Origin of the sequence: Albidovulum sp., from assembly GCF_008933605.1 — a bacterium.
GTDB lineage: Bacteria > Pseudomonadota > Alphaproteobacteria > Rhodobacterales > Rhodobacteraceae > Albidovulum.
In genome coordinates, this window is sequence record NZ_WBUS01000015.1 from 26,338 (window position 1) to 41,770 (window position 15,433).

Genomic DNA, 15,433 nt, shown 5'->3' on the forward strand with positions numbered 1-15,433 from the left:
CTCCGTCTGGGGCGTCGGACCCGTGGCGGTCCTGAATCTTTGCGCTATATAGTTGAAGCATGGACCGGATCGCAGGGCAAAAGCGCACCAGCGTCACTCTCTACCCGCAGATCGAGCCCTTCGATCAGCGTTTCCTCGATGTCGGTGACGGCCATACGCTATATGTCGAGCAATGCGGCCGGCCCGATGGGCTTCCGGTCGTGGTGCTTCACGGCGGACCGGGTGGCGGCTGTTCGCCGGCCATGCGGCGCTATTTCGACCCCGCGGCCTATCGGATCGTCCTCTTCGACCAGCGCGGCTGCGGCCGGTCACGCCCGCACGCCAGCGTCGAGGCGAACACCACCTGGCACCTCGTCGCCGACATCGAGCGTATCCGCAAGCTCCTCGGGATCGAGGACTGGATTGTCTTCGGCGGAAGCTGGGGTGCGACGCTGGCACTGGTTTATGCGCAGACCCATCCGGACCGTGTGCGCCACCTTGTCCTGCGCGGCGTGTTCCTCATGACGGAAGGCGAGCTTGCCTGGTTCTACGGCGGCGGTGCCGGCGCCTTCTGGCCTGACCGGTGGAACGATTTCGCGCGGCTGATTCCGCCGGGCGAGCAATACGACATGATCGCCGCCTACCACCGGCGGCTGTTTTCGGGCGACCTGATGACCGAAACGCGATTCGCCCGTGCCTGGGCGGGGTGGGAGAATGCGCTCGCCAGCATCGAACAGGACGGTGTGGCGGGCGACGCACCGGCGGACTACGCCCGCGCCTTCGCCCGACTTGAGAACCACTACTTCATCAACAAGGGCTTTCTCGATACTGACGGCCAGATCCTGCGCGACCTGCCGAAGATCGCGGATGTGCCGGGAACGATCGTGCAGGGCCGCTACGACATGATCTGCCCGCCCGTTTCCGGATGGACACTGGCGCGGCACTGGAAGCGGTCCGACCTGCGCATCGTCCCCGCTGCGGGCCACGCGTTGTCGGAACCGGGGATCTCGGCGGAATTGCTGCGCATAATGGACGGTTTGAGAACCCAGCGAAGCGGCTGAGGCCGAGAGGAGGCGGAATTGCAGATGACCACTTTCCTCGGCTTCCTCGGCGCCTGTATCACAGCGGCCGCGACGGGCATGATCTTCCAGCCGGGCGTCTGGTACCGGAACCTCCGGAAGCCGACCTGGACCCCGCCGGCCTGGGTCTTTCCGGTGGTCTGGACGATTCTCTATCTCCTGATGGCCCTCGCCGCCACGCGCGTGGCGGCCCTGCCAGGCAACGGCACTGCGCTGGCGCTCTGGGCCTTCCAGATCGCACTCAACACGCTCTGGACGCCGGTCTTCTTCGGCGGGCACCATATCCGAGCGGGTCTTGTGGTCATCGTGCTCCTGTGGCTCGCCGTGGCGCTGACGATCCTGGCCTTCTGGGCATTGGACTGGATCGCGGCACTGATGCTGGTGCCCTATCTCGTCTGGCTGAGCCTGGCCACAGCTCTCAACTTCACCATCTGGCGCGCCAACCCGACCGGCAGCTGAGCGCGGCGTACTCTTTCCTTGCAACGCCGCCGGCCTTCGCCTATATGCGGGTTAACAGCGCGGCTGCGGGGTCCAAACCCGCAACCCACCGGGAAAGATCGACGGGCCGCTCTGGCCCGTTTTTTGTTGCTTGGAACCGATGACCGACCTCATCGCAAAGACCGCCATCGACCGGCGCCTGGCCGAGATCGTGACCCCCGCCATCGAGGGCCTGGGGTTTGAGCTGGTGCGCATCCGGCTGATGGGTGGCCTGCACAAGACGCTGCAGATCATGGCCGACCGGCCCGAGGGCGGGATCGACGTGGACGACTGCGGGCGCATTTCCATCGCCGTGTCGGCCGTGCTCGACGTCGAGGACCCGATCGAGGACGCCTATACGCTCGAGGTCTCCTCGCCCGGCATCGACCGGCCGCTGACGCGGCTGAAGGACTTCGACGCCTGGAAGGGCTACGAGGCGCGGATCGAGACCGAGGAGATGATCGACGGTCGCAAGCGATTCAAGGGGCGTCTCGCCGGCACGTCGGGCGACGAGGTCCTGATCGAAATCGAGGAAGGCACCATCGGCCTCAGGTTCGACTGGCTCGCCGACGCCAAGCTCGTGCTGACGGACGAGCTAATCACCGAGATGCTGCGGCAGAAGAAGGCCACGGAGCACGTGGACGATGCCGCGTTCGACCATATCGAAGAAGACACTCCCGAGGAGGACTGAATGGCAATCACCTCTGCCAACCAGCTGGAACTGCTGCAGACGGCCGAGGCCGTCGCGCGCGAGAAGATGATCGACCCCGCCCTCGTCATCGAGGCGATGGAGGAGAGTCTCGCCCGTGCCGCGAAGTCCCGCTACGGCTCGGAAATGGACATCCGCGTGAAGATCGACCGCAAGACCGGCCGGGCGAACTTCACCCGCGTGCGCACCGTGGTCGAGGACGACGCGGTGGAGAACTACCAGGCGCAGCTGACCGTGGCGCAGGCGAAGCAGTATCTTGCCGATCCCAAGGTCGGTGACGAAATCGTGGACGAGGTGCCGCCGGTGGACCTTGGCCGCATCGCCGCGCAATCCGCCAAGCAGGTGATCCTGCAGAAGGTGCGCGAGGCCGAGCGCGACCGCCAGTTCGAGGAATTCAAGGACCGCAAGGGCACGATCATCAACGGCGTAGTCAAGCGCGAGGAATACGGCAACATCATCGTCGACATCGGCCGGGGCGAGGCGATCCTGCGGAGAAACGAGAAGATCGGCCGCGAAAGCTACCGCCCGAACGACCGCATCCGCTGCTACATCAAGGATGTCCGCCGCGAACCGCGCGGGCCGCAGGTCTTCCTTTCCCGGACCGATCCGCAGTTCATGGCGGAACTGTTCAAGATGGAAGTGCCGGAGATCTACGACGGCATCATCGAGATCAAGGCCGTCGCCCGCGATCCGGGGTCGCGCGCCAAGATCGGCGTCATCTCCTACGACAGTTCCATCGACCCCGTCGGCGCCTGCGTCGGCATGAGGGGCTCGCGTGTGCAGGCCGTGGTGAATGAGCTTCAGGGCGAGAAGATCGACATCATTCCGTGGAACGAGGACCAGGCGACGTTCCTCGTGAACGCGCTGCAGCCCGCCGAGGTTGCCAAGGTCGTCATCGACGAGGAGGCCGGCAAGATCGAGGTCGTGGTCCCTGACGAGCAGCTTTCGCTCGCCATCGGTCGGCGCGGCCAGAACGTCCGCCTCGCCTCGCAGCTGACCGGGCTCGACATCGACATCCTCACGGAAGAGGAAGAAAGCCGGCGCCGTCAGGCCGAGTTCGCCGAGCGGACAAAGCTCTTCATGGATGCGCTCGATCTCGACGAGTTCTTCGCCCAGCTCCTGGTTTCGGAAGGCTTCACCAACCTCGAAGAGGTGGCCTATGTCGACATGGACGAGCTTCTTTCGATCGAGGGCGTGGACGAGGCCACCGCCGAGGAACTTCAGGCCCGCGCCCGGGACGTGATCGAGGAGCAGAACCGCAAGGCGCTGGAAAACGCCCGGGCGCTCGGCGTCGAGGACAGTCTGGTGAACTTCGAGGGGCTCACCCCGCAGATGATCGAGGCCCTGGCGCAGGACGGCGTGAAGACGCTCGAGGACTTTGCGACGTGCGCTGACTGGGAGCTGGCCGGCGGCTGGACCACCGTGAACGGCGAGCGGGTCAAGGACGAGGGCCTCCTCGAGAAGTTCGACATGAGCCTCGAGGAGGCGCAGCACCTTGTGATGACGGCACGTGTCCAGCTCGGCTGGGTCGATCCGGCCGAGCTTGAGGCCGGCGAAGAGGCCGAAGACGAGGAGGCCGAGGCCTGATATGGGCCTCGGAGGATCGCCATATGACCCGCGGTGGACGCGACACGGATAAGGACGGGCCGGAGCGGCGCTGCATCGTCACGGGTGACGTGCAGCCCAAGGCCGGACTCGTGCGTTTCGTCGTGTCGCCCGAGGGCATGGTGGTTCCCGATCTCGCCGGCAAACTGCCCGGCCGCGGCATCTGGGTGACGGCTGACCGGACCGCGATCGAGACCGCGGCGAAGAAGGGCCTCTTCTCCCGCGCCGCCCGTATGCCGGTCACCGTGCCCGAGGGTCTGGCCGATCTCGTCGAGGCCGGCCTGGCGCGGCGCGTGGTCGATCTTGTTTCCCTGGCACGCAAGGCGGGACTTGCCGTTGCGGGGTTCGAGAAGGTCAAGGGCTGGCTTGCCGACGGCAAGGCCAAGGTCCTTCTTCAGGCCTCGGACGGTTCTGACCGCGGCAAGGGAAAGCTCTGGACGCCGCAGGGCGGGCGCTGGTTCGGCTGCCTGACTTCGTCCGAGCTCGGTCTGGCCTTTGGGCGAGATAGTGTGATACATGGCGCGCTCGGCGCTGGCGGACTCTCCCAACGTGTTGTAGAGGAAGCCGCGAAACTGTCGGGCTTGCGCGCGGCAATCGGCGGAACGGACGCCGGGAAGGATACGAAGACGGCATGAGCGATACAGACGGCAAGAAACCCCTTGGCCTCGGCGGCGGGCGTTCCGGTCAGGTGAAGCAGAGCTTCAGCCACGGCCGGACGAAGAATGTCGTCGTCGAGACTAAGCGCAAGCGGATCGTTGTGCCGAAGCCGGGCGGGGCGCCTTCGGGACCGGGCGCGACGCCGACGCTCGGGGATCCCTCGCGCCGGCCTGCCGGCATCTCCGATGCCGAGATGGAACGCCGGCTGAAGGCGCTTCAGGCCGCCAAGGCCCGCGAGGCAGAGGAGGCCGTGCGTCGCGCCGAGGACGAACGCCAGCGCGAGGAAGAGCGCGAGCGCCGCCGGGCCGAAGCCGAAGCCAAGGAGCGCGAGGAGCGCGAGCGCGAAGAGGCGCTGAGGCTCAAGGCCGAGGAAGAAGCGCGCAAGGCCGAGGAGGCCGAGGCCCGCGCCGCGCGCAAGGAAGACTTCAAGAAACCGGCCGCCGCCAAGCCCGCACCGGTCGATCAGGCCGCCGTTCAGGCGGCCGCGGCCCGTGCCGAGACCAAGGGCGTCCCCGTCGGCGGACCGCGCAAGACCGACCGCGAGCGGGACGATCGCGGCGGCGGTGGCGGCGACCGCGACCGCGGCCGCGCCGGACGTGACGAGGGCCGCAGGGCAGGCAAGCTGACGCTTTCCGAGGCGCTTGACGAGGGCGGCCGCCAGCGCTCGCTCGCGGCGATGAAGCGCAAGCAGGAAAAGGCGCGCGCCAAGGCCATGGGCATGGGCCACAAGGCCGAGAAGCAGGTGCGCGATGTCCAGCTCCCCGAGACGATCGTGGTCCAGGAACTTGCCAACCGAATGGCCGAACGCGCGGCCGACGTGGTCAAGGCGCTGATGAAGATGGGCATGATGGTCACGATGAACCAGACCATCGACGCCGACACCGCCGAACTCGTGATCGAGGAATTTGGCCACCATGCCGTGCGCGTGACCGATGCCGACGTCGAACAGGCGATCGACACGGTCGAGGACCGCAACGAGGACTTGCGCGCGCGCCCCCCGATCATCACGATCATGGGACACGTCGACCACGGCAAGACGTCGCTTCTCGACGCGATCCGCCACACCAGCGTGGTCTCCGGCGAGGCCGGCGGGATCACGCAGCATATCGGCGCCTACCAGGTGAGGACCGACTCCGGCGCCGTGCTGACCTTCCTCGACACGCCCGGCCACGCGGCCTTCACCTCCATGCGCGCTCGTGGCGCGCAGGTGACCGACATCGTCGTCCTGGTGGTGGCGGCTGATGATGCGGTGATGCCGCAGACGGTCGAGGCGATCAACCACGCGAAGGCCGCCAAGGTGCCGATGATCGTTGCGATCAACAAGTGCGACAAGCCCGACGCAAATCCGCAGAAGGTGCGGACGGACCTTTTGCAGCACGAGGTCGTGGTCGAGGCGATGTCGGGCGACGTGCAGGATGTCGAGGTCTCCGCCAAGACGGGCAAGGGGCTCGACAATTTGCTTGAGGCCATCGCGCTTCAGGCCGAGATCCTCGAACTGAAGGCCAACCCGAAGCGGGCGGCTTCGGGCGCGGTCATCGAGGCCAAGCTCGACGTCGGGCGCGGCCCGGTCGCGACGGTACTGGTGCAGAACGGCACGCTCCGCCAGGGCGACATCTTCGTCGTCGGCGAGCAGTGGGGCAAGGTCCGCGCTCTCGTCAACGACAAGGGTGACCGGGTGAAGGAAGCCGGGCCCTCGGTCCCGGTCGAGGTGCTGGGCCTGAACGGTACGCCCGAGGCGGGCGACGTCCTGAACGTGGTCGAGACCGAGGCGCAGGCGCGCGAGATCGCCGCCTACCGCGAGCAGGCCGCAAAGGACAAGCGCGCGGCGGCGGGCGCGGCGACGACGCTGGAACAGTTGATGGCCAAGGCCAAGGCCGACGAAAGCGTGGCCGAACTGCCGATCCTCGTGAAGGCCGACGTGCAGGGGTCTGCCGAGGCGATTGTTCAGGCTATGGAAAAAATCGGCAACGAAGAGGTGCGGGTGCGTGTCCTGCACTCCGGCGTCGGTGCCATCACGGAATCCGACATCGGCCTTGCCGAGGCCAGCGGCGCACCTGTCATCGGCTTCAACGTCCGCGCCAATGCGCCGGCCCGCGCCGCCGCGAACCAGAAGGGCGTGGAGATCCGCTATTACTCGGTGATCTACGATCTCGTGGACGACGTGAAGGCGGCGGCCTCCGGCCTTCTCAAGGCCGAAGTGCGCGAGAACTTCATCGGCTATGCCGAGATCAAGGAGGTCTTCAAGGTCTCCGGCGTCGGAAAGGTGGCGGGCTGTCTCGTCACCGAGGGCGTGGCGCGCCGGTCCGCGGGTGTCCGGCTGCTGCGCGACAACGTCGTGATCCACGAGGGGACGCTGAAAACCCTCAAGAGATTCAAGGACGAGGTCAAGGAAGTCCAGTCCGGCCAGGAATGCGGCATGGCGTTCGAGAACTACGACGACATCCGCCAGGGCGACGTGATCGAAATCTTCGAGCGGGAAGAGGTCGAGCGCAAGCTCGCATGAAAAAGGAGGCGGCAGCGCCTCCCGCAATCCGCAAATGAGATAACGGCCGCCTGACGATCAGGCGGCCGCTTTCACGACGGGGTAACCCTCGAACAAGAGCTTCCCGACCCGGACGAGGATCTTGCCGTTTTCGAGCTGCCGCTCGAACGTCCCCTGTACCGACACACAGCTTCCGAGAGTGATGGTTCGCAGCATCGCCTTTTCTCCCCAACCGCGGGCTGCTTTGAAGTCTAGTCGGCACTCGTTAATCTCAGGCAAACTGGCCACGACATATTTTTGCCATAGTCGATCCGACTTGGAAACAATAATCCCGCCGCGTCCGGCGGTGGGCGGAAAAGTTCCACAGCTTGTGATTGTACGGCATCACCCGTGATCAGAGCCAGTCGCGCAGCACCGGGATCAGCGGCAGGTCCGCGGGTGGCATCGGATAGCCGCTGAGGTCCTTCGGCCGCACCCAGGAAAGCTCCTGCCCCTCGCGGGCCTGGGGCGTGCCCTGCCAGCGACGGCAGGCGAAGAGCGGCATCAGGAGGTGGAAATCCTCATAGGCATGGCTTGCGAAGGTCAGGGGCGCGAGGCAGCTTTTCCAGGTATCGATACCCAGCTCCTCGTGCAGTTCCCTGATCAGCGCGGCCTCCGGCGTTTCCCCCGGCTCCACCTTGCCGCCGGGAAACTCCCAGAGCCCGGCCATGGGCTTTCCGGGCGGCCGGCGGGCAAGCAGGACCCGCCCGTCGGCGTCGATCAGCGCGACGGCCGAAACCAGGACCGTCCTCACGACCGGTAGTCGGCGTTGATGTCGATGTAGCGATGCGTCAGGTCGCAGGTCCACACCGTGCGGGCGGCCTTGCCGACGCCGAGATCGACCGAGATCACCAGCTCCTCGTTCTTCATGTAGGCGCTTGCCGCCTCCTCGCTGTAGCTCGGGCTGCGCCACCCGTTCTCGGCCAGCGTGAGGTCGCCGAAGCGGATCGACATGGCGTCGCGGTCCGCCCGTGCGCCCGACTTGCCAACCGCCATCACGACACGGCCCCAGTTCGCATCCTCGCCCGCGATGGCGGTCTTCACGAGCGGCGAGTTGGCGACGGCCATGGCGGCGCGATGGGCGTCGGCCGCGTCGGCCGCACCGGTCACGCGAATCTCGACAAACTTCGTCGCGCCCTCGCCGTCGCGCACGACCTGCTGCGCAAGGTCGAGCATGACCCGGCCGAGCGCGGCCTCGAACTCCTTCGCGACGCGGCTCCTCAGATCGGTAATCGGCTCGGCTTCCGATTGCCCGGTCGCGGCGACGATCAGCGCATCCGAGGTGGAGGTGTCGCTGTCCACGGTGATCGCGTTGAAGGTGTCGCCGACTTGGCGCGCGACGATCTTCTGAAGCGCGGCCTGCGGAATCGTCGCGTCGGTGAAGATGTAGACGAGCATCGTCGCCATGTCGGGTGCGATCATGCCCGAGCCCTTGGCGATCCCGGCGATGCGGATGGGTCCGCCCTCGCCGTCGATCTCCGCCGCGGAACCCTTCGGGAAGGTATCGGTCGTCATGATCGCGCGGGCCGCCATCTCGATTCCATCCGCCGACAACGCCGCCTTCAGCTCGTCGAGCTTCGCGGTGATCCGCTCATGCGGCAGCGGCTCGCCGATGACCCCGGTGGAGGAGGAGAAGACCCGGGTCGCCGGGACTCCGAGCGCCCTCGCGACGCCGCCCGTGACGGCCGAAACCGCCTCGGTTCCGAGTTTGCCGGTAAAGGCGTTGGCGTTCCCGGAATTGACGATGATCGCGGCGCCGGCGCTCGTGCCGTCGGGCTTCTTCAGCTTCGCCTCGCAGTCCAGCACGCAGGCCGCCCGCGTGGCCGAGGTGGTGAAGGCTCCGGCGATCGTCGTACCGGGGGCAAGCCGGACGAGCGTCACGTCGGTACGTCCCGGATACCGGACCCCGGCCGCCACCGCCGCGAACTCGACCCCTGCGATACGCGGCAGCGCAGGGAAGCCGCCCTTCGGCGCGAGTGGCGAAACCGGGTTGGCCTTCTTCCTCGCCGCGGTCGCCGCAGCCTGCACCGCGTCGCCGACGGCATCGGCCGCGGCGGCCAGCGCACCCTCCACGACGGGCGCGACTTCTGTTTCCATGCGGATCCGCAAGGCCTTCACCCTGGCCTTCAACTTCTTGGCCTCGGCCTTCCACTCGTCCTTCGTCTTGGCCATCTCGGGTACTCCCTGCGCGGTCTCAGTTTTCGATCAGGTCCACGTTCTTCAGAATCGCGGGGTCGATGCCATCCACCGTCTTCTCGACCTTCGCGGCGTCGGTCAGCTCGGTCACCTTCGCCTCGACCGCTCGGCCCTGAAGCTCGCCCTCAAGCTCTGCCCGCACATCCTCGATGGTCGGCTTGGCTGCGGTGCGCACCTCCGTCAGCCGGATGACATGCCAGCCGAACTGGCTCTGCACCGGGGCAGAAGTCTCGCCCGCCTTCATCGCGATGACCGCGTCCTCGAAGGGCTTCACCATCATGCCGACTCCGAACCAGCCGAGGTCTCCGCCGGCGGCGGCCGACCCGCGGTCGGTCGACTTCTCCTTGGCGATGGCGGCAAAGTCGGCGCCGCCGTCAAGATCGGCCTTGATGGACTTCGCCTCGTCTTCGGTCGCCACGAGGATATGGGCGGCGTTGTATTCCTTGCCCGGCTCCGTCGCGGCATACTTTTCGTCGAAGAGCGCCTGGACCGCGTCGTCGGTGACGGCCGCGCGCGCGGTCTCGTCAAGCGTCACGCCCGAGAGATATCCGCGCCGCTGGTTGTCCAGCATCAGCGTGTCGCGCTTGCCGATGCTGCCTTCGGCCACTTCGGCGAGCGCTTCCTGCTGGATGATCTGGTCGAGAATGCCGTCGAACAGCGTCTTGTCGTCGAGCTGCAGGTACTGCGGCGGCAGGCTTTCGCGCATGGCGATCATGTGGCCAAGCGTGATGGCCTTGCCGTTGACGGTCGCCACCACGGTGTCGGCCGTCGGGTCTTCGGCCCAGGCGGCTGTGGCCGTTACGGCGAGGAGGGCGCCGAGAAAGGCGGATTTCAGCATCGTGAGGGCTCCCAAAGTGGCCGCGGCGGGGCGCAGCGTTGACTATCCGATGGCCGCCCCTTACATCGCGAGGGTCCCGTGAGGGCCGGCCCATCCTTGTTTCGCCGCCGTTCTTAGGATGCGCGAGGGGTGCCGGCAAGGCCAGGCTTATCACGAGCACGCCAGTCGAACCCGAGCGGAGAAAACATGCTGGGCCTCGGAACTATCGCGAAGAAGGTCTTCGGCACGCCGAACGACCGCAAGGTCAAATCGGTCCGCCCGCTCGTCGAAAAGATCAACGCGCTGGAGCCCCAGTTCCAGGCGCTGAGCGACGAGGGCATCAAGGCCAAGACGGCCGAGCTGAAGGAGCGGGTGGCGGGCGGCGAAAGCCTCGAACACGTGCTGCCGGAAGCCTTCGCCAACTGCCGCGAGGCGGCGCGGCGGGCGCTCGGGCTGCGCGCCTTCGACGTGCAGCTCATGGGCGGGATCTTTCTCCACCGCGGCAACATCGCCGAGATGCGGACGGGCGAAGGCAAGACGCTCGTTGCCACCTTCCCGGCGTACCTGAACGCGCTGACCGGCGAAGGGGTCCACATCGTCACGGTCAACGACTACCTCGCCAAGCGCGACGCGGACTGGATGGGCAAGGTCTATGCCCAACTGGGGATGACGACCGGCGTCGTCTACCCGTTCCAGTCGGCCGAGGAGAAGCGCGCCGCCTATCGCTGCGACGTCACCTATGCCACGAACAACGAGCTCGGCTTCGATTACCTGCGCGACAACATGCGCGCGACCATCGACGACATGATGCAGCGCGGGCACAACTTCGCCATCGTCGACGAGGTGGACTCGATCCTGATCGACGAGGCGCGCACGCCCCTCATCATCTCGGGGCCGAGCCAGGACCGGTCCGAACTCTACATCACGCTCGACAAGTTCATCCCCGAACTCCTGGACGAACACTTCAAGCTCGACGAAAAGCAACGCAACGCGACCTTCACCGAGGCCGGCAACGAGTTTCTCGAACAGCGGCTCTGGCAGGCGGGCGTGCTGCCGGAGGGTCAGACGCTCTACGATCCGGAATCGACGACAATCGTTCACCACGTGACGCAGGCGCTCCGGGCGCACAAGCTTTTCCAGAAGGACCAGCACTACATCGTCCGCAATGGCGAAATCGTGCTGATCGACGAGTTCACCGGCCGGATGATGCAGGGACGGCGTCTTTCGGACGGGCTTCACCAGGCCATCGAGGCCAAGGAAGGCGTGAAGATCCAGCCCGAGAACGTGACCCTCGCCTCGGTGACCTTCCAGAACTACTTCCGGCTCTACGACAAGCTCGCCGGCATGACCGGCACGGCCGAGACCGAGGCCGAGGAATTCATGGACATCTACCGGCTGGGCGTTGTCGTCGTCCCGACGAACAAACCCATCGCCCGGAAGGACGACCACGACCAGGTCTATCGCACTGCGCGCGAGAAATACGAGGCGATCATCGCCCGGATCAGGAAGGCGCACGAAAAGGGCCAGCCGATCCTCGTCGGCACGACCTCCATCGAGAAGTCCGAGATGCTGTCGGAGATGCTGAAGAAGGAAGCCATCCCCCACAACGTCCTGAACGCCCGCCAGCACGAGCAGGAAGCGAAGATCGTCGCCGAGGCCGGGCGCCTCGGGGCGGTGACCATCGCCACGAACATGGCCGGCCGCGGCACCGACATCCAGCTCGGCGGCAATGTCGAGATGAGGGTGCTCGAGGAGCTCGACGCCAACCCGGGGGCGCATCCCGACGAGGTGCGCGCCCGGATCGAGGCGGAACATGCCGCGGAGAAGGCCAAGGTGCTTGAAGCCGGCGGCCTCTTCGTGCTCGCCAGCGAGCGGCACGAAAGCCGGCGCATCGACAACCAGCTTCGCGGCCGGTCCGGCCGCCAGGGAGACCCCGGCCGATCCTCCTTCTACCTCAGCCTCGAGGACGACCTCATGCGCATCTTCGGGTCGGACCGGCTCGACAAGGTGCTGTCGAGCCTCGGCATGAAGGAAGGCGAGGCGATCATCCACCCCTGGGTGAACAAGTCTCTGGAACGCGCTCAGGCCAAGGTCGAGGGCCGCAACTTCGACATGCGCAAGCAGCTTCTGAAGTTCGACGATGTGATGAACGACCAGCGCAAGGTGATCTTCAGCCAGCGGCTGGAAATCATGGAGGCGGAGGATCTCGAAGAGATCGTCCGCGACATGCGCCACCAGATCATCGACGACCTCGTGGACGACCATCTCCCGCCGAAGAGCTACCCTGAACAGTGGAATACCGAGGGGCTCTATGCCGCGGCGATGGAAAAGCTCGCGCTTGACGTTCCGGTGATCGACTGGGCGAAGGAAGAGGGTGTCGATCAGGACGCGATCCGCGACCGGCTCTACGAGGCGTCCGACAAGCTCATGGCCGGGAAGGCCGAGGCCTTCGGCGCCGAGACGATGCGGCAGATCGAAAAGCAGTTCCTCCTCCAGACGATCGACAGCAAGTGGCGCGAACACCTGGTGACGCTCGAACACCTCCGCTCCGTCGTCGGTTTCCGCGGCTATGCGCAGCGCGATCCCCTGAACGAGTACAAGACCGAGGCCTTCCAGCTTTTCGAGAACCTTCTGGACGGCCTGCGCGAGGATGTGACGCAAAAGCTCGCCCAGGTGCGCCCGATGACGGAGGAGGAGCAGCAGGCGCTCTTCCGCCAGATGACGGAACGGCAGGCTGCGCTCAACGCGCCAGTCGCCTCGACGGTCGCCGCGGAGGCGCCGAAGCAGCCGGTGCTGGCGGGCTTCGACGAGAACGACCCGGCGACCTGGGGCGACCCGGGCCGGAACGACCCCTGCCCCTGCGGATCGGGCGAGAAGTTCAAGCATTGCCACGGAAAGCTCGCCTGATTCGAGTGATCTGTGGCGAAATTATGGCGGGCGGGCCCCAGGTCTGCCCGCCACCCCACCATCTTGGAGCACGGATCGTTTCGTGACCAAGATAGGGTAGCGGTCCTTCGGCCCCACCGTTTCCCGCCGTCGCCGCGCCGCCATTCCCCTGCCCCGATCCCGCGCTAGGCGTGAAGGGAACCTTGGGGAGACGACCATGCAGATCAATCGCAGGGCGATTACCGTCGGGACGACCTTCTTTCTGGCCGCGGCGACCGGCCATGTCATGCAGAACGGCGAAACCATCAGCGCGCGGCTGAGCGGCGCCGATGCACCGGCGGCACCGGTACTCGCCAGCGTGACGTCGACCGCGGCGACCGTGACCGTCACGGAGACCCCAGCCCCGGTTCCGGCACCGGAGCCGGTCGGCGTGCCCGCGCCTGAGGTAGTCGAAGCGCCGCCCGCCGCCGTGCCGGAACCAGCGCCCGCACCGGCCACCGCCGAGATCGTTGTCGCCGCCGTCCCGGCAGCCCCGGAACCGGTCGCCGCCCCGGCGCCGGTCCGCGCCGCCTCGGGTCTTCCCGACCTGCCGCCGGTAGAGCCGGTGGCGTTGGCTGCGGATCTGCGGCTTGCGGGGCGGATCGGCGCGCTTGACGCGGGCTACACGAAGACCGACACCGCCGCGGATGCAAGCTACAGTGTCTTCGGCATTGCCTGCGCCGACCCGACGCTCGCACTCGAGCCCTCCGCGCGCGGCATGATGAAGATGACACTTGCCGCCCCCTGCTTCGCCAACGAAAGGGTGACGGTGAGCCATGCCGGGCTTGTTGTCGCCATGGCGACCGATCCGGCCGGCGATCTCACAATGATGCTCCCGGCGCTTTCCACCACGGCCAGGGTCGATGTCCGCTTCGCTTCCGGCGACATGGTGGCCGCGACGCAGACCGTAAGCGGGCTCGACGCGCTCGCCCGCGTCGGCGTGCAGTGGCGCGGCGTCGATGGGTTCCGCCTTCATGCCTTCGAGAACGGCGCCGGATTCGACATGCCGGGCCATGTCTCCGCAGCCGCGCCGCGCGAGCGGACGACCGCCGACGGCGGGTTCCTCGCGGTTCTCGGTGATCCGGCGGTGGATCATCCGCTGATGGCCGAAGTCTACACGGCCCCGGCGGGTACGGTCCTGAGCGAGGTCATGGTGGAGGCACCGGTGACGGAGGCGACCTGCGGGCGGCTTCTTGCCGGCCAGGCGCTCCGCATGGTGCCAGATGCGGCCGCCACCACCGAGACGGTCAGCTTCGCCATGCCCGCCTGCGACGCCGTGGGGGACTCGGTGATGCTCGGCCTCGCGCCGGTTGCCGTTCCCGCGGTTGCGATGGTCACGGCCGGCGACTGAGCCGGCGCGGGCCGTCCTCAGAGATAGCCTTCCGAACGGAAGCTCAGTTCGCGCGACTTGCCGACGATCAGGTGGTCGTGCAGCACGATCCCCATGACCTCGGCCGCGTCGCGGATCTGACCCGTCACGACGATGTCGGCCTCCGACGGCGTCGGATCGCCGGACGGATGGTTGTGCACGAGGATGAGCGCGCTCGCGTTCAGTTCCAGCGCCCGCTTTACCACCTCGCGCGGATAGACCGGCACATGGTCCACCGTGCCCCTTGCCTGTTCCTCATCGGCGATCAGCACGTTCTTGCGGTCGAGGTAGAGCACGCGGAATTGCTCGGTCTCGCGGTGCGCCATGGCGGTGCGGCAGTAGTCGAGCAGCGCATTCCACGAGGACAGCACCGGACGATGCAGCACCTTCGCCCGGGCAAGACGGTGCGCCGCGGCCTCGACGATCTTCAGCTCCTGCACCACCGCGTCGCCGACGCCCCGCACGGCGCGGAGCCGTTCGGCCGGCGCCGAGACGACGCGGTTGAAGTCGCCGAAGGTGTCGAGAAGCAGGCGAGCGAGCGGCTTGACGTCCTGCCGCGGGATGGCACGGAAGAGCACGAGTTCCAGGAGCTCGTAGTCGGGCATCGCCGCGGCACCGCCTTCCATGAACCGGGACCGGAGCCTCTGCCGGTGGTCGCGGATATAGGAGGGCAGGCGGCCACCGGGCAGCACCGCTTCCGGCGCCTCGTCGGCGGGAAAGAGCAGCGGGGCTTCGTGAAAGGCGCGAGTCTGGCTCATGCCCTCAGATTCCCGTTGCATGGTGAAGGAAAGGTTAATCGCGTGGCGGCCGCCCGAGATAGGCCGCGAGTTCGGCGGGCGGATCGGCCATGAGCGCCGCCGTCGGCCGCGGGGCATGGGCCACGCCATTCGCCACCAGCACCGTCAGCTCGGCGAAGCTGAGCGCATCGCCGGGATCGTGGCTGACCATGAGGACGGTCGCGCCGGTTTCCCCGGCGATGTCCGCCACCAGTTCCAGCATCTCGGCCTTCAGCGCCGGCCCGAGCGCGGCGAAAGGCTCGTCGAGCAGCATCAGCGGCCGCGCCCGCAGCAGGACGCGCGCCAGCGCCACCCGGCTCTGC

At 66.9% G+C, this 15,433-nt stretch carries 13 protein-coding genes and 1 pseudogene; 8 read left to right on the plus strand and 6 right to left on the minus strand.

All coding sequences use genetic code 11. From position 1 onward, the window contains the following. Positions 1-59: 59 nt before the first annotated feature. The 6 genes from pip to infB all read left to right on the plus strand — a co-directional run bounded on the left by pip (position 60) and on the right by infB (position 7,009). Positions 60-1,040: a prolyl aminopeptidase gene (gene pip, locus F9K34_RS03850; RefSeq protein ID WP_291335540.1), complete on the plus strand. Its 981-nt coding sequence runs from the start codon at positions 60-62 to the stop codon at positions 1,038-1,040. Positions 1,041-1,064: 24 nt separating this feature from the next. Next, positions 1,065-1,517: a tryptophan-rich sensory protein TspO gene (gene tspO, locus F9K34_RS03855; RefSeq protein WP_291335566.1), complete on the plus strand. Its 453-nt coding sequence runs from the start codon at positions 1,065-1,067 to the stop codon at positions 1,515-1,517. Positions 1,518-1,656: 139 nt separating this feature from the next. Further along, positions 1,657-2,226, plus strand: coding sequence for a ribosome maturation factor RimP (gene rimP / locus F9K34_RS03860; RefSeq protein WP_291335541.1), 570 nt, complete (start codon positions 1,657-1,659; stop codon positions 2,224-2,226). Beyond that, positions 2,227-3,831, plus strand: coding sequence for a transcription termination factor NusA (gene nusA, locus F9K34_RS03865; protein ID WP_291335543.1), 1,605 nt, complete (start codon positions 2,227-2,229; stop codon positions 3,829-3,831). A gap of 23 nt (positions 3,832-3,854) precedes the next feature. Continuing rightward, entirely contained in the window at positions 3,855-4,484 is a 630-nt protein-coding gene (locus F9K34_RS03870) for an RNA-binding protein (protein ID WP_291335545.1), read from the plus strand. After that, the gene (infB, locus tag F9K34_RS03875; protein ID WP_291335547.1) at positions 4,481-7,009 is read left to right on the plus strand and encodes a translation initiation factor IF-2; all 2,529 of its coding nucleotides are present in this window, start codon (positions 4,481-4,483) and stop codon (positions 7,007-7,009) included. Before F9K34_RS03870 ends, infB begins: the two co-directional genes overlap by 4 nt. A gap of 57 nt (positions 7,010-7,066) precedes the next feature. Here infB and F9K34_RS03880 read toward each other — a convergent pair whose 3' ends face one another. From F9K34_RS03880 to F9K34_RS03895, 4 genes are all read right to left on the minus strand, one after another. Further along, positions 7,067-7,204 (minus strand): hypothetical protein, encoded by a 138-nt coding sequence (locus F9K34_RS03880; RefSeq protein WP_291335549.1) that lies wholly within the window; start codon positions 7,202-7,204, stop codon positions 7,067-7,069. Positions 7,205-7,382: 178 nt separating this feature from the next. After that, positions 7,383-7,781 carry a (deoxy)nucleoside triphosphate pyrophosphohydrolase gene (locus tag F9K34_RS03885; RefSeq protein ID WP_291335551.1) on the minus strand — a complete coding sequence of 133 codons (399 nt, stop codon included), beginning with the start codon at positions 7,779-7,781 and terminating at the stop codon, positions 7,383-7,385. Next, positions 7,778-9,199, minus strand: coding sequence for a bifunctional glutamate N-acetyltransferase/amino-acid acetyltransferase ArgJ (gene argJ / locus F9K34_RS03890; RefSeq protein WP_291335553.1), 1,422 nt, complete (start codon positions 9,197-9,199; stop codon positions 7,778-7,780). The genes F9K34_RS03885 and argJ overlap by 4 nt, the downstream gene beginning before the upstream one ends. 22 nt (positions 9,200-9,221) lie before the next feature. Then, a complete protein-coding gene (locus tag F9K34_RS03895) occupies positions 9,222-10,061 on the minus strand; it encodes a peptidylprolyl isomerase (RefSeq protein WP_291335555.1) in 840 nt (279 codons plus the stop codon). Positions 10,062-10,247: 186 nt separating this feature from the next. Here F9K34_RS03895 and secA point away from each other — a divergent pair, with 186 nt between their 5' ends. Continuing rightward, positions 10,248-12,947, plus strand: coding sequence for a preprotein translocase subunit SecA (gene secA, locus F9K34_RS03900; protein WP_291335557.1), 2,700 nt, complete (start codon positions 10,248-10,250; stop codon positions 12,945-12,947). A gap of 196 nt (positions 12,948-13,143) precedes the next feature. Beyond that, complete coding sequence (locus tag F9K34_RS03905; protein WP_291335559.1) at positions 13,144-14,316, plus strand: hypothetical protein; 1,173 nt, start codon at positions 13,144-13,146, stop codon at positions 14,314-14,316. A 17-nt stretch (positions 14,317-14,333) separates the two neighbouring features. Here F9K34_RS03905 and radC read toward each other — a convergent pair whose 3' ends face one another. Together radC and F9K34_RS03915 are read right to left on the minus strand one after the other, a co-directional pair. Further along, the gene (radC, locus tag F9K34_RS03910; protein ID WP_291335561.1) at positions 14,334-15,092 is read right to left on the minus strand and encodes a RadC family protein; all 759 of its coding nucleotides are present in this window, start codon (positions 15,090-15,092) and stop codon (positions 14,334-14,336) included. A gap of 34 nt (positions 15,093-15,126) precedes the next feature. After that, positions 15,127-15,433 (minus strand): annotated as a pseudogene (locus F9K34_RS03915) (AAA family ATPase); the annotation flags it as partial.

Bases quoted from the DNA above. Each gene is read 5' to 3' on its own strand.
- radC (WP_291335561.1), bottom strand. From the start codon at position 15,092: ATGAGCCAGACTCGCGCCTTTCACGAAGCCCCGCTGCTCTTTCCCGCC.
- F9K34_RS03870 (WP_291335545.1), top strand. From the start codon at position 3,855: ATGACCCGCGGTGGACGCGACACGGATAAGGACGGGCCGGAGCGGCGC.
- secA (WP_291335557.1), top strand. From the start codon at position 10,248: ATGCTGGGCCTCGGAACTATCGCGAAGAAGGTCTTCGGCACGCCGAAC.
- nusA (WP_291335543.1), top strand. From the start codon at position 2,227: ATGGCAATCACCTCTGCCAACCAGCTGGAACTGCTGCAGACGGCCGAG.
- F9K34_RS03880 (WP_291335549.1), bottom strand. From the start codon at position 7,204: ATGCTGCGAACCATCACTCTCGGAAGCTGTGTGTCGGTACAGGGGACG.
- rimP (WP_291335541.1), top strand. From the start codon at position 1,657: ATGACCGACCTCATCGCAAAGACCGCCATCGACCGGCGCCTGGCCGAG.
- argJ (WP_291335553.1), bottom strand. From the start codon at position 9,199: ATGGCCAAGACGAAGGACGAGTGGAAGGCCGAGGCCAAGAAGTTGAAG.
- pip (WP_291335540.1), top strand. From the start codon at position 60: ATGGACCGGATCGCAGGGCAAAAGCGCACCAGCGTCACTCTCTACCCG.
- F9K34_RS03905 (WP_291335559.1), top strand. From the start codon at position 13,144: ATGCAGATCAATCGCAGGGCGATTACCGTCGGGACGACCTTCTTTCTG.
- F9K34_RS03895 (WP_291335555.1), bottom strand. From the start codon at position 10,061: ATGCTGAAATCCGCCTTTCTCGGCGCCCTCCTCGCCGTAACGGCCACA.
- tspO (WP_291335566.1), top strand. From the start codon at position 1,065: ATGACCACTTTCCTCGGCTTCCTCGGCGCCTGTATCACAGCGGCCGCG.
- infB (WP_291335547.1), top strand. From the start codon at position 4,481: ATGAGCGATACAGACGGCAAGAAACCCCTTGGCCTCGGCGGCGGGCGT.